The sequence below is a fragment of the Phyllobacterium sp. genome (assembly GCF_037994405.1).
GTDB lineage: Bacteria > Pseudomonadota > Alphaproteobacteria > Rhizobiales > Rhizobiaceae > Phyllobacterium.
This window is the reverse complement of record NZ_JBBNAN010000195.1, coordinates 1-13,332: the sequence shown is the minus strand read 5'-3', so window position 1 is coordinate 13,332 and position 13,332 is coordinate 1. Positions and strand designations below refer to the sequence as shown.

Here is a 13,332-nt window from a genome sequence, read left to right as displayed (position 1 = left end):
ATCGCCGGAGACGTCCGCATCATGTGGTATTCCGACGGTGTGGAGGGCGACGTCCTGAAGGACCTCCTCGGCCGTTTCATGAAGGAAAACCCCGGGATCAATGTCATTCTCGACAATGTTTCCTATAGCGTGGTGCGCGAGCAGCTACCGGTGCAACTGGAGGCGGGCGATGGTCCGGATATAGCTCGTGTGACCAATTTGAAGGCGTTGAGCAAACACTGGCTCGATCTACGCCCGCTGGTCGCCGACGCGGCCTATTGGGACAAGAATTTTGGTGGGCAGGCCGACTGGATGCGTCCCGACGGTTCGAACCAGATTTCAGGTTTCATGACCCAGATTACTCTGACAGGCGGCTTCGCCAACAAGACGCTGTTCGATCAAGCCGGTGTCACCATTCCGGCGAAGGACGCAACTTGGGACGACTGGGCAAAGGCAGCGAAACAAGTCGCTGAAAGCCAGAAGGTGCCGTTTGCGATGGCGCTTGACCGCTCGGGCCACCGGCTGACCGGACCCAACCTTTCCTATGGCTCCAACTATATTGGTGCCGATGGTAAACCCGCACCGCTCGATGACGGCGCCAAGAACTTCATAACCAAGTTCGTTGGATGGGTCGCTGACGGAACAATGAGCAAGGACGTCTGGGTGTCAGCCGCTGGTTCGACCTATCGTGCCGGCGCAGATGACTTCATCAACGGCCAGCTCGTCTACTACTATTCCGGCTCCTGGCAGGTGCCAAACTTCTCCACGAAGATCGGCTCGAACTTCGATTGGGTAGCGACCGGCAGCCCCTGCGGATCCGCAAATTGCACCGGGATGCCGGGTGGCGCCGGTCTCGTAGCAATCAAATACACGAAGAACCCAAACGAAGTCGCCAAGGTGATGGACTATCTGGCGCGCGAAGACATCGTGAAGGAATTCTCGGAACGCACGCTGTTTCTGCCGGCGCACAAGGGTGTGATTGAAAAAGGGCTCGATTTCAAAACGGACGACGAGCAGGCAAAGGCGGCTCTGAACACCTTTGTCACATCAACGTCTTCCCTGTCCGATCTCGCGCAAAAGCTGCCCGGCTGGTATTGGTCGGACACCTTCTATGGTGCCCTGGTCACGCGCGTTAGCCAGGCGGCAGCAGGCGAACTGACGCTTGAGGAAGCGTTTTCGCGCATCGACGCGGATATTGCAGCCAAGGTCAAGGACTCGGGCCTTTAACGATCGATACGCGTCAGATCACGGCGACAGCGACAAGGTTGGAGAACCGGACTGCTGTCGTCCCGGACACTCATAGGGGCGCCGGCAAAATACACTGGACCAATGGCCAGGCGCCTGGAGCCGGCAAGACTTTGAGAAGCAATTTGTGGGTTGAACCAGCGGCAAGACATGGTGCCGGTTTGGCGGAGGGAAGCGAACAATGAAGGCGGATGTTTCTGGAAAGACCAGTTTAGGCCTTGGCGAAATCATTATGCTTCCGGTTCGCTTTGCGATGGGACTGATCGACACTCCATTGCGTTGGCTTCAGAGGATGACGGGCATAGGCGGTATGGCGACCTTTTTTCTGCTGCCCAATATGCTGATATTCGGCATCTTTGTCCTCCTGCCGTTCTTCATTAACTTTGCCTACTCGATGACGGGCGGCACCGCCCTTTTTCTGCCGGACCGCAATTTTGTCGGCATGGGTCAATATTCCCGGCTCTTCGACTGCTCCAACTATCTCGATCCGAACAGCTGCGCCGAAGACACGTTCTGGACTGCCGTGGGCAACACGGGATGGTTTGTCGTGCTCCAGGTCACCTTGATGATCGGCTTCTCGCTCGTGACCGCTCTGATCCTCAATCGCGACCTCACGGCACGCAGTTTCTGGCGTGCAATGTTCTTTTTCCCCGTGTTGCTGTCACCGGTGGTCGTCGGCCTCATCTGGAAATGGATCCTGCAACGTCAGGGTCTCCTGAACTTCGGTCTCTACGGCTTCGGCTTCGAACCCTATGCCTGGCTGAACGACCGCAACTGGTCGTTTGCTGCGACAGTCGGCGTATCGATCTGGGCACATATGGGGTTCTACACGCTGATTCTTCTGGCAGGACTCCAGGCTATTCCAAAGGACCTTTATGAAGCCGCAGAAATGGACGGTACGCGGCCCACGCGCGCATTCCTGCGTATCACATTGCCTCTTTTGGCACCCAACCTCCTCGTCGTGATCGTTCTTGTCTTGATACGGGCGGTACAAATATTCGACGAGGTCTATGTCCTCACAGGTGGAGGCCCAGGGACCAGTACCTTGTACCTCACTCAGTATATCTATGAGACCGGCTTCGCCGCACAGCTTCGCAATCCGGGACTCGCTGCTGCAGCTTCCATCCTCATGGGCGTGGTCCTTGTCGTCCTGACACTGCTGCAACTCGGTCTCAGCCGGTCAAGCGAAAAGAACGGAGGCCGCAAATGAGCCGCGTCGCGCAGTTCCTTTTTCGTCGCAAAGGAGGCAAGGGCTGGCATTGGACGGATATCGTCACCTGGGTCTGGCTTGTAGGGGGCCTGTTCATCATGTTTGGTCCCGCGGTCTGGCTCGTCGGCTCGTCGTTCAAGTCACCTGCGGCGCTTGCAGAGTTTCCCCCGACCATACTGCCCTACGTGACCCAGAAAGTGACCGTCGAGGGGTTTGACAAGCCGCTCGATCTTTATGAAGTGACGCTGCCAGACGGCAGCAAGGGGAAGCTCGCCGAAGTTCGGCGTATCGGCGTTGTCGGCCAGATGATCAATCCCAGCAATCCGGGAAAGGTTATCAAGGTTAACATATCCCAACGCACGCCGGTTCGCGCGATGTCCTTCGCCTCGGGGAACTACACCGAGCCGTTCACGCACTTCGATTTTGTGCGGTATCTTTGGAATTCCGTCTTCGTGACAGTGGTGGCCACCCTGATCACTCTGGTCGTCAACTCGATGGCCGCCTTTGCGCTCAGCAAGTATGAGTTTCGTGGCCGTACGATAGCCATGCTCCTCATTCTGGCGACACTGATGGTGCCCCTGTCGGTCATCATGGTGCCGCTCTATTCGATTGTCTCGGCGCTTGGCCTCTTCAACAATCTCTGGGGTGTAATCCTGCCGACCGTCGCGACACCGACCGGCGTGTTTATCCTGCGCCAATACATGCTGACCATTCCCGATGAACTGGTCGATGCAGCTCGCATGGACAAGGCGTCGGAATGGCAAATTTACTGGCGTATTATCTTGCCTTTGACGGCGCCGGCACTTGCGGTTCTTGCGATCTTTTCTGTGGTCTGGCGCTGGAATGACTTCCTCTGGCCACTGATCGTGTTGTCGCGCAAGGAACTTTATACGTTGCAGGTTGGGCTCAGCATCTATTCGGGCGAGTTGAACGTGCAATGGCACTTCATCCTTGCCATGACCGTCGTGACCATGATCCCGGTCGTCCTGGTCTTCATCTTCCTGCAGCGCTTCATCACCACCGGCATTGCCGGAACCGGACTGAAATAAAGGGGATCTTCATGGGCCATATCAAGCTTACCAATGTCGCAAAGTCCTTCGGCAGTGTCGATGTCCTTCATGATATCAATCTTGAGATAGCCGACAGCGAATTCGTCGTCTTCGTCGGCCCTTCCGGTTGCGGCAAGTCCACACTGCTCCGGATGATCGCCGGTCTTGAGCGGCCGACCAGCGGTGAACTCGCCATCGACGGAAAGGTGGTTAACACAGTCCCGGCCGCCGACCGCGGGCTGGCCATGGTGTTCCAGTCCTATGCCCTCTATCCCCACATGAGCGTTCGCCAGAACCTCGCATTCGGCCTGGAAAACACCAAGATGCCGAAGGCGGAGATAGCGGAGCGCATCGGAGAGGCGGCACGCATGCTCGAGATTGAGCCCTATCTCCAGCGACGGCCGGGCCAGCTTTCAGGCGGCCAACGCCAACGCGTCGCCATTGGCCGGGCAATCGTACGCCGGCCGGTCGCCTTCCTGCTCGATGAGCCTCTCTCAAATCTCGATGCTGAGCTTCGTGGCTCCACCCGCGCGGAGCTTGCCGCGCTCCATGCAAGGCTTTCAGCCACGATGATCTATGTGACACACGATCAGGTCGAGGCCATGACACTCGCCGACAGGATCGTTGTGCTTCGCGCCGGTCGTATCGAACAGATCGGCACGCCGCTGGAACTCTATAATTCGCCGGCCAACCGCTTTGTTGCTGGCTTCATCGGCTCACCGCACATGAATTTCCTCGAAGGCACGGTAGAATCGGTCCAGTCGAGCAAGGCGGTCGTGGCATTGACCGGTGGGCACCGGTTGGAAGTACCCGCTAACGGCGCAAGCATCGCCAAAGGCGCACGCGTGACCTTAGGCGTACGCCCTCAGCACATCTCGATCGGCGGCGACACGCACGGTATTCCAGCAAAAATAAAACTCGTAGAAGCGCTCGGCTCCGAAACCGTCCTCCACACCGACGTTGCCGGCCAGAAGGTGTTGGTGGTTGCTCCAGGGCAATACGATCTAATGCCGGGTGCGGATATTCGCTTGTCGCTTTCGACGGCGCCGCTTCACGTATTCAACGAAAAGGGTCTTCGCCTTGGGCACACAGTTTGATCTTTCGGGTAAGGTTGCGCTCGTGACCGGGGCAAGGACGGGACTCGGCAGAGGGATGGCGCTGGCTCTGGCCGGAGCGGGAGCCGACATTGCCGCCCTCGGTTCAACGGCGATGCCGGAGACCGCTGAACTGGTTCAACAAGCCGGCAGACGCTTTCATGCGCTTCAAGTCGATCTCGCCAAGAGGTTCGATCCAGCGGCGATCGTTGATGAAGTTGTCTCCAGGCTGGGGCCCATCGATATCCTTGTCAACAATGCCGGGATCATTCGCCGCGCCGACCTTCTCGACTATTCCGAAGCAGATTGGGATAGCGTCATCGACGTCAATCTGAAGGCCGCGTTTTTGTTGTCGCAAGCCGTCGCCCGCCACATGATCCACAAGAACTGCGCGGGACGAATCATCAATGTTGCCTCCATGCTGACCTTCCAGGGCGGAGTTCGTGTGCCGGCATATACTGCTTCCAAGCATGGAATTGCCGGGTTGACCAAGGCTATGGCGAACGAGCTTGCGCCCCATGGAATTACGGTCAATGCAATAGCGCCCGGCTACATGGCCACCGATAATACGCAGGCGCTTCGGAATGACCCGGGGCGCAACGCCCAGATTTCCGCACGCATCCCGATGGGACGATGGGGTACTCCTGGTGACCTGGATACCTCGGTCCTATTCCTGGCCGCGCCGGGCTCGAGCTATGTTACCGGCACCATCCTGCCGGTCGATGGCGGCTGGCTCGTGCGATAATGCGAGACAGCCGATGAGTGGTTCCATTCAACGGCTGAAGGCTCTCTTGTGCATGACGGAAACGTCACTGGAACTCGTGACGTCCGTGACGGAGGACGCCGGGAGCCACGTGGTGGAGCGGCTTCGTTTCCGCCTATCTGACGGATCGCAGGTTCGCGGTTTCCTGACACGACCTGTTGACATCCAAGTGCCGCGGCCCGCCATCCTCTATGCCCATGCACATGGCGGCCGCTATGAGATCGGCGCGAACGAGCTTGGTGGGGAAGGCCTGCCCTTCTCGATCCCCCGGGCCGTATTGGCGCGCGAAGGCTACATTATGAGTGTGTCGGCCGTGGAAATCTTCACATCCAAATCACCACAGTCCGAGCAGAACAAGACACAACGCCCCCGCAGCGATGGCGAATATTGATGCTTTCCAGACGTGCGCACCAAAGGCCATCGTTCCAAAGATAGACGCATAGACAGCCTTGGCCAGCGTGTTGGACAGGACTGCAATGGCGATCGCCAGTGACGCGGTCTTTACTGATAGGGTCGGCAGCAATCCTGCCACTGCTACGGTTGCCGCGTCGACGTCGGCAAGGCCTGACAGCACCGAAGCGACGAGCAGCCCAGCATCGCCAAAGATCTCGCTTGCAGCGCGGGCCAGAAATCCGACACCCACCAAAACAACAGCCATCTTGACCACCTCATCGAGGTCAAAGGGATTCTTCGGGAGGACCTCCTGATGCTTGGGCGCACTTCGCCGGGCAAGCAGGACAGCATAGACAAGCATCACCGCCGCGCCGGCGAAGAGAACAGGAAGAAGCTGTCCGCCGAGCGGCCGTGCCAACAATATGACCAAAAAGCTGGTTCGGACCATAGAAACGGCGCCAGCACTGATGGCACCCGCAGCAAGGGGTCTCGCCAGGTCTTCACTCGTCGAGCGCCTGGCGTTGGAAATCGTCGCTGCCGTGGATGAGATCACGCCGCCAATCGCACCGGCGACAATCTCGCCGCGCGCACTGCCAAGCAGGCGTACAGCGATGTAACCGCAAAAGGAGATTGCAGCCAGGACAATGACCATGATCAGGCTTTTCGAGGGTGATACCCCGCCAAATGGTCCAACGGGTTCGGCTGGGACAATGGGAAGAATAACGAAGGTCAGCGCCAGCAGGATCACCGCTGACCGCAGTTCGGACCAGCGCAGTTTCCGCATGGAAGCGTGGAGAAAATCCCGGCTTGCAAGCACTGCGACGAGAACCACGCCACCGGCGGATGCGACGGTCATGCTCCCGAGAACCGCCGCACTTGCAAGCGCGAAAGTCAGCATGGCAGCAACCACCGATGTCGCGCTGTAGTTCTCCTCTGCGATGGCCTCGCGCAACTGAAACACTGCGAACACGGCTGTCAGGGTCACCAGGAATCCGACGAGGACGACTCCGGGGATCCCGCCGGGACGCGCAAGAAAATGTTCCAGCAATCCGGCGAGGCCGCCGAGCAGGCCAATCAGCGTGAAGGTACGAATGCCGGCGGTACGGCTGCCTTCCTCCTCATCCTTTTCACGCCAATGGCGTTCGACACCAACCGCAGCGCCGATAGCAATCGCCAACCCCATGCGTTGAAAAATTTCGACATCATCCATAGCCGGAATATCCGCAGTATATTTGCCACCCGTCAATCTCCAATTGTTTCGCGGGGCGCTTGAGCGGATTGTACCTTCGGCGCTATCCTCGGTGACACCAAGATATACTAGCAAGAGGAACCTGTTGATGCGCCGGCTGATGCTTCTTCGTCATGCCAAATCGGATCGGCCCGAAGGTGTCGATGATCATGAACGCCCACTGGCAAAGCGCGGTCGCCAAGACAGCCCGCTGATGGGCATCTATATGGCGAAGGAAAGACTGCGGCCCAACCTCGCCATTGTCTCGACCGCGCGGCGCGCCAAAGACACCTGGAAACTCGCACGCTCCGCTTTTAAGCACGACATTTCGCGGCGAAAAGAACCACGCATTTACTATGCTTCGGCGAGCGCGATCCTCGATGTTATCAACGCAACAAAACCTGACGTTAAGGCGCTGTTGCTCGTCGGTCATAATCCGGGCCTTCAGGATCTTGCTCTCAAGCTCATCGGAAAGGGAAGTCCATCTGATCTGTCGCGGCTACACCGAAAATTCCCGACAGCAGGACTTGTTGTGATCGACTTCGACGTCAAACGCTGGCGTGATGTATCGGAAGGCCTCGGCCAGCTTCAACGGTTCGAGACACCGACATCAATCGGTCGCCTTACGGGCAGCGGGTAATTACGGCCGCTGGCAACCTTTGCAGGTCATCAATCATCAGAGTGCGCACGTTGCAACGGAATAGTTTGCGATAGGCCTGTTCAATTCACGTGGCTGTCACCGATCCATTGTACTTCTCGGAAACGGCATGACAGTGACGGAGCGTGAAATGTTCGCAAACCTCAAATTGGCAACCACCATTGCAGCCTTGATGGTGGTCGTTGCCTTCCCCGCCCTCTCGCAAACCGCTGACAGCGGTCGTGCAATCAGCGATAGGGTCAAGACGTTAGACCGGGGAACTGTCTGGCAACGCGTCGGGCAAATCCAATTATCCTTTCCGACGTTTCATCCGCAGGGAATGGTGAAGATCGGCGACTTTTTCTACATCACGTCGGTGGAGATCACCAAGCCCACCAAGAAATACGACGAGCCGCAGGGCGGTTATGATCGTGATACGGGAGAAGGCAAGGGCCATCTCTTCAAGATCGATTCAAAGGGCAATCTCGTTGAAGATGTGATCCTCGGCGAAGGGTCGATCTATCATCCGGGTGGAATTGACTTCGACGGAAAAGCGATTTTCGTTCCGGTTGCCGAATACAGGCCGAACAGCGCGTCCATCATTTACCAAGTCGACCCTGAAACGATGAAGTCGAGGGAAGTTTTTCGCTACAAGGATCATCTTGGCGGTATAATCCATGACACGGAGAAGAAGACGTTGAATGCCGTCAGTTGGGGATCACGGCGCTTTTATGCCTTTACACTTGACGACAACGGCCAGGTGACCAACGCCGATGTTGACCGTGGACAGTTGGCCAAGCTGAACCCGTCGCACTATATCGATTATCAGGATTGCAAATATCTTGGCGACAGTGAAATGCTCTGTGGCGGTCTGACCAACTACCAGATCAAGAAGGACGGACCGAAATTCGCGTTGGGCGGTCTCGAGATCGTTAATCTTACTACCAGTCAGCCCGTCTATCAGATTCCGGTCCAGCTCTGGACGGAGGCCGGTCTTCCCATGACACAGAACCCATTCTGGATCGAACCGACGGATAAGGGTCTCATGGCCTATTTTTCGCCCGAAGATGATAGATCGACCATCTATATTTACGCCGTGCAGGGAAAATAATGCCACTCGCACGTGTGTGGTCAGCCGGCGCTATATCCGGCTGCGATATGTGTAATCAGCTATGGTCATCAGAGACAGCACTCAACCAGAAGCGCAATTCCGGTGATTTTTCATCAGCATCTTTGATGTAACGGTCCTGCCAGATGTCCTTGTCTTCGAGTGGCCGCCCAAACTTCTTCGGAAATTTCCTCAACCAATATCGCCAAGCATAGTGGTCGTAGAGGTCAAGAACGTGGCACGCATAGGCCTCAGCGAGTGGCTTGTGTCCGCGGATGATCACCATGTTTTCGTCGTTGTTGTGCGACGCACGATATCCGAGATTGTGCGAGCCGGTGATGACAACGCAGTCGTCACTGAAAGGATCGATGACGACGACTTTGTTGTGAATGATCGCGAATCCCGCTTTGTAGAGTTCCGCCTCCCATGCGCCGAAGATGTCACTCTTATTAACTGCACCCGCCGGTATGGCACGATAGTCCACATCTGGAGGTGGCTTCTTTCCCTTCGCTGGGGCACCTTTCGTCTTTGGCTTTCCGGCTTCGCCAATAACGGCGACCTCGAAACCGCCGTTCTTTGGCTTCTGATCACCTGCGCCTTTCAGTGCTTTCTTGAAGTTTGCAGCGCGCTGGGCATTCGTCAAAGTTCCTCGCACGAACAGATCCGGGTTGTTCTTCAAGGCCTGACCTGCTGCGTCGAGAATAGAGTTGTTGCCGGGGTCGAAGGCAAGGAACAGAACCGCGTGCTTGGCACCGTTCACCAGTTCGAATAGTCGCGCCATATCATTGGGTGGTTTGGGCTTCTTCGGCAGAAGCCCTTTGGTGTTCGGCGAAAACATCAACTCGACGCTTCCAAGACCACCTTCTAGCAGGATGGGCTTGCCGATAATTTCATCGTTCTGGGCATGATCCCATGCTCGCAAAGTCTCATCTTGCAGTGACTTAGGTTTGCCGTCGGCCCGTTCTGTATCGAGCTTCAACTGTTCCCAATACTTATCATACGCTGCTGCAACACGCGGCGACTCAATAATGAGCGCATTATTGGTCTGGGTAGCGAGCCCCGTGCTGGTCCAATTGGTCGATCCTGTTAGAACTGCCTTTGGTTTGTTGTTCTCAACGAGGACCATGAACTTGTTGTGGGGGATCTGCCCTTTAGGCACCATGCGATCGATCACAGGCACACCTGCCTTCTTCAAGGACTTCCGAGCCTTAGCGCATACGTCCTTAACCGCTTTTCCCGTGTCCTCATCGGTTGACCATTCATTGCCAAGGATGACGGTCCGACTCTTCGCATCGCCACGATCTTTAGCCTGAAGGCGCACTTCCAGGCCCTTCGGATCATTGAGCTCGTAGAGCGCCGCTTTCACTACATCGCCGTGCTGATCGGCGCGGTCGAGAAGAGATGTCACCCCTTCAAAGAGTTGCCCCGTTAACATGGCGCGCACCTTATCGTCGGGCTCCTTGATGCGAGCACGCAACTTATCTGCATTGGGCTTACCGAGCTCATGCGCAACTGCCTGGGTAGCGACCAATCCTCGATTGAAATATGCTTTGAAGCGACCCCGATCAGGGGTGAGTTTAATTTTTTTGGTGATGAGCGGTTCGGCGTCGGTCATGGGAACAAGTGCTCCCGGCGCTCCGGTCATCGGGACGATCTTATAAACGTACTCGCCTCCATGTTCAGCACCGAGATCCTTCCACCAGAACTTTTGGACCGGACCTTGTTCGGTGGTGATCTTCGCATCTTTGGCCGTCTGCTTGAATCTGGCCAGCGCTGGCAATGGGACAGGATTTGAACCGTCGGGCGCGCAACGGTAAATAGCAAATCCGAGGCAGTCTTTCAGGCGACGATCATAAGTCCAGGCGATCAAGGCAATATCGTTGTTAGAAAAAGCTATGGCCTTCATGGCCTATCTCCCCCGGGGTAGTACCTGTGCTCCCATGCAACCTTAGCACGAAAGACTGTGAGCTCAATGACAGCAACTGGCGGCGTATTCGAACCGCGCGGAACTTGGTTCGGTTACGTCGGCCAGCACAAGGGTAAATTGGGGGCGAGCTGATTATGGGGCCGTCCACGAAAGATTGGGATGGGTTGTCTGTTAATCACTTGGCCCAGGAACAGCGTCCGCAACTGACCAACCGCTGATAGCGGTCCAGGCGCAGTCGTCGTAAAAGTAATACAGGGACGATCTATGTCGACGGCGATGACCGTCCTTACCCAGAGATAGAACCCTACGCCTCAGGCCAGCTTGATGACTGAGATGACCGAAAAGCGAAGTACTGAAGAAAATCCTGACCGGAAAGTTCCCGACCTCAATCGATACTCGCGCCACTACTAGATGTTCACCAGATCTGGACGCATCCCGACTACGGCAGGGCGACCGCGTCTATGCTGGAACTCGCTGAACCCCGCCGAAAACACAAGGAACTGATGTTTCGTGCACCAGACCATCGATACGACCGGACCATACCTGGCGGTTTCCGGCTCGTACCGACGGGCCGAAATGCGTAAGAAACTATCCGCCGACTATGAGAAAATGTCCGCCATGACCTTCGGGACGCCGCCCGAATTCGAAACAGTGATGGCCAGCATTTACGAGCTTGAACAGGTTCTCAACACTGTTGACATAGCGACCTCTGTCTAGGGGGTTTTGTCGCAAACCCTTCGGTAAGGGAACATGATCTACGTATCTCCGGTGAAACTTCGGGAGACGCCAGATGTTCAAGGGGCGTCATTTTGACCGGTCGATCATCCTGCGGGGTGTGCGTTGGTACCCGGCTTAGGGACTGAGCCTGCGCGATCTGGAAGAAATGATGGAAGAGCGCAATATCCATGTTGACCATTCGACTGTGCATCGATGGGTGGCTAGCCGAGCCCGACCTTGTATCGTGCAAGCAGCGCTGCGAGGCGCGACCGGTCATTCATGATGGGCTGGGGCTCGGCTGGTTTCAGCCGAGCACTAGTCTGATCGAAGAGCGCGACGCAGAGTTCGCCATTGTCATGATTGGCGCGATAGGTGATGCCGTCCGGCGACGAAAGGTGGTCGTGAACGGCGCGCGACCAGAGTTGCGCGACGGCATGGGGGCCGCTCGTCACCGCGCCCGTTGCGCCGAGTTGCGCCAAGCCCGGACCTTGAAAGGAAACCAGCCGAAGGGCTGCGGTCACTTCGATCTCAGAGAAAGATCGTGCCTCGAGAAACGTCATGGCGACAAAGCGCGCGCCGACGGCGCGCAGGCAGGTCTCTGCGAAAGCGCCCTCAAGTGTCGTGGCGAGATAACAGACGCCATAAGTCTTGGTCGGATCATCGAAGCGATTGCCGCCGGTCGAGCCGAAGAAGAGCGGGCCGAGGTCGCTGCGATGGATCCGGGCCAGTCGCGTACCGGCGCCGATGGTCTCGACGGGAAGGTCGCGGCTGGCGACGTCGATGGGCGGCAGAGGACCGGGATCAGGCGGCGCCATGTTCGCCGTAAGCCGCGGCGGCCATCACCACGTCGTCTATCTTCCCCTCGCGAAGAAGATCGATCGGTCGTTCGCCTCCGAGGCGGGCGTCGCCTGTCAACATGAAGTTGACGCGCATCCAAGGGTCATCGACCGTGAAGGCGTCTAACACTTCACGGATGCCCGGCAGCAGGCCACTTTTGCTGATTTGGAAGGCCGGGTAGACGTAACCGTCACCGATGTCGAGCCAGAAGATGTGATTGCGCTCTCGCTTGCGGCCAAGCCCCTGTGGCGTGATGCCAAGATGAACGGCAAGCTGCTGGGCGGAAAGCGCACCGCCCTCGGCCTTTAGCATCTCGCGCTTCATCTCCGACCCGCGCAGGAGCGCGTCGGTCAGTGGATCGGGCTTGTCCGGCAGTATCTCCGCGCCGATAGCGGCAGCCTCACGCAGCGAGCTGAAAAGCACGTCAGTGTCAGTTGAGGCTCCTACAGCAGCCAGAAGCCGATCGCGTGGCATGCGTTCGGCTATGCGCTCAAGAGCCCTGCCAGTCCGAAGGACAAAAGCTTGAATGAGGTCATCGCTCGGCCCCGGCTCTGTCCGGCGGGTGCGCGGCGGGGCCGTCGTGGATGATGCGTCGCCAAAATGGCTGGCACGGCCGCGGCGACGTTGGGTACCGGCTGAAGCTGGAGTCGCCATGTTTGATGTCCCTTGGTATGGTTCATTTGTCTTTCTACATATATATCATGACAACTGAAAATTCAATTGCTAATGTCACGCAAAACACCAAATCCGGCAAAACTGCAGCCCGCTGCGCGATGCGTAACGGGAGACAGCGACGCTTGTCGAAGGCAAGATATCTCAGCTTGGCCAGAACGGGGCAGTGCGTTTGAACTTGCGCCATCTGTCGTGCAGCCGTTCGGCTCCGGCAAGCTCGAGATGACCTTGCCAGCCGGTCACGGCCCCAACGGCACGATGCACATCGGGGCTGTGCACGCTGTCCCGGATATCCGACAGCAGCGTCCGTGAGGTTATGACGTCGTTGGCCTCACCCAATCCATCCTGCAGCCGGGACAGTTGCTTGATGTATTTTCTGGTCGCAGTCTTGTTGGAATAGAGCGGCAGGAAAAACTCCGCAGAATACCGCAGCTTTTTCAGGAAGATCCGCAGCTTGTGGCGCGCCTCCGGCC

The 13,332-nt window shown here is 57.2% G+C and carries 13 protein-coding genes and 2 pseudogenes; 10 read left to right on the top strand and 5 right to left on the bottom strand.

The window, feature by feature from the left end; genetic code table 11:
• The 6 genes from AAAC48_RS11155 to AAAC48_RS11130 all read left to right on the top strand — a co-directional run bounded on the left by AAAC48_RS11155 (position 1) and on the right by AAAC48_RS11130 (position 5,731).
• On the top strand, positions 1–1,206 hold the full coding sequence (locus tag AAAC48_RS11155; RefSeq protein ID WP_340654237.1) for an ABC transporter substrate-binding protein: 1,206 nt from the start codon (positions 1–3) through the stop codon (positions 1,204–1,206).
• A gap of 199 nt (positions 1,207–1,405) precedes the next feature.
• The gene (locus tag AAAC48_RS11150; protein ID WP_340654236.1) at positions 1,406–2,434 is read left to right on the top strand and encodes a sugar ABC transporter permease; all 1,029 of its coding nucleotides are present in this window, start codon (positions 1,406–1,408) and stop codon (positions 2,432–2,434) included.
• Positions 2,431–3,483, top strand: coding sequence for a carbohydrate ABC transporter permease (locus AAAC48_RS11145; protein WP_340654235.1), 1,053 nt, complete (start codon positions 2,431–2,433; stop codon positions 3,481–3,483). The genes AAAC48_RS11150 and AAAC48_RS11145 overlap by 4 nt, the downstream gene beginning before the upstream one ends.
• 11 nt (positions 3,484–3,494) lie before the next feature.
• Positions 3,495–4,580, top strand: coding sequence for a sn-glycerol-3-phosphate ABC transporter ATP-binding protein UgpC (gene ugpC, locus AAAC48_RS11140; RefSeq protein ID WP_340654234.1), 1,086 nt, complete (start codon positions 3,495–3,497; stop codon positions 4,578–4,580).
• Positions 4,564–5,322 (top strand): 2-dehydro-3-deoxy-D-gluconate 5-dehydrogenase KduD, encoded by a 759-nt coding sequence (gene kduD / locus AAAC48_RS11135; RefSeq protein WP_340654233.1) that lies wholly within the window; start codon positions 4,564–4,566, stop codon positions 5,320–5,322. The genes ugpC and kduD overlap by 17 nt, the downstream gene beginning before the upstream one ends.
• Positions 5,323–5,335: 13 nt before the next feature.
• A complete protein-coding gene (locus tag AAAC48_RS11130) occupies positions 5,336–5,731 on the top strand; it encodes a hypothetical protein (protein ID WP_340654232.1) in 396 nt (131 codons plus the stop codon).
• Here AAAC48_RS11130 and AAAC48_RS11125 read toward each other — a convergent pair.
• Positions 5,675–6,943 (bottom strand): DUF4010 domain-containing protein, encoded by a 1,269-nt coding sequence (locus AAAC48_RS11125; protein ID WP_340654231.1) that lies wholly within the window; start codon positions 6,941–6,943, stop codon positions 5,675–5,677. The genes AAAC48_RS11130 and AAAC48_RS11125 overlap by 57 nt on opposite strands.
• 127 nt (positions 6,944–7,070) lie before the next feature.
• Between AAAC48_RS11125 and AAAC48_RS11120 the strand changes: the two genes are divergently transcribed.
• On the top strand, positions 7,071–7,601 hold the full coding sequence (locus AAAC48_RS11120) for a histidine phosphatase family protein (protein WP_340654230.1): 531 nt from the start codon (positions 7,071–7,073) through the stop codon (positions 7,599–7,601).
• Positions 7,602–7,728: 127 nt separating this feature from the next.
• Positions 7,729–8,709, top strand: a complete 981-nt coding sequence (locus tag AAAC48_RS11115) for a DUF6454 family protein (protein ID WP_340654229.1) — start codon at positions 7,729–7,731, stop codon at positions 8,707–8,709.
• 55 nt (positions 8,710–8,764) lie between these two features.
• Here AAAC48_RS11115 and AAAC48_RS11110 read toward each other — a convergent pair whose 3' ends face one another.
• A complete protein-coding gene (locus AAAC48_RS11110) occupies positions 8,765–10,612 on the bottom strand; it encodes a phospholipase D-like domain-containing protein (RefSeq protein WP_340654228.1) in 1,848 nt (615 codons plus the stop codon).
• Between the two features lie 345 nt (positions 10,613–10,957).
• Here AAAC48_RS11110 and AAAC48_RS11105 point away from each other — a divergent pair.
• Together AAAC48_RS11105 and AAAC48_RS11100 are read left to right on the top strand one after the other, a co-directional pair.
• A pseudogene (locus AAAC48_RS11105) lies at positions 10,958–11,350 on the top strand (nucleotidyl transferase AbiEii/AbiGii toxin family protein); the annotation flags it as partial.
• Between the two features lie 73 nt (positions 11,351–11,423).
• A pseudogene (locus AAAC48_RS11100) lies at positions 11,424–11,570 on the top strand (IS6 family transposase); the annotation flags it as partial.
• A gap of 1 nt (position 11,571) precedes the next feature.
• Here the strand turns inward: AAAC48_RS11100 and AAAC48_RS11095 are convergent.
• The 3 genes from AAAC48_RS11095 to AAAC48_RS11085 form a co-directional block, all read right to left on the bottom strand.
• Positions 11,572–12,165: an RES family NAD+ phosphorylase gene (locus AAAC48_RS11095; protein ID WP_340654227.1), complete on the bottom strand. Its 594-nt coding sequence runs from the start codon at positions 12,163–12,165 to the stop codon at positions 11,572–11,574.
• Positions 12,152–12,841: a hypothetical protein gene (locus AAAC48_RS11090; protein WP_340654226.1), complete on the bottom strand. Its 690-nt coding sequence runs from the start codon at positions 12,839–12,841 to the stop codon at positions 12,152–12,154. Before AAAC48_RS11090 ends, AAAC48_RS11095 begins: the two co-directional genes overlap by 14 nt.
• A gap of 162 nt (positions 12,842–13,003) precedes the next feature.
• On the bottom strand, positions 13,004–13,332 hold a 329-nt coding region (locus tag AAAC48_RS11085; RefSeq protein WP_340654225.1), incomplete at its 5' end, for a CHAD domain-containing protein.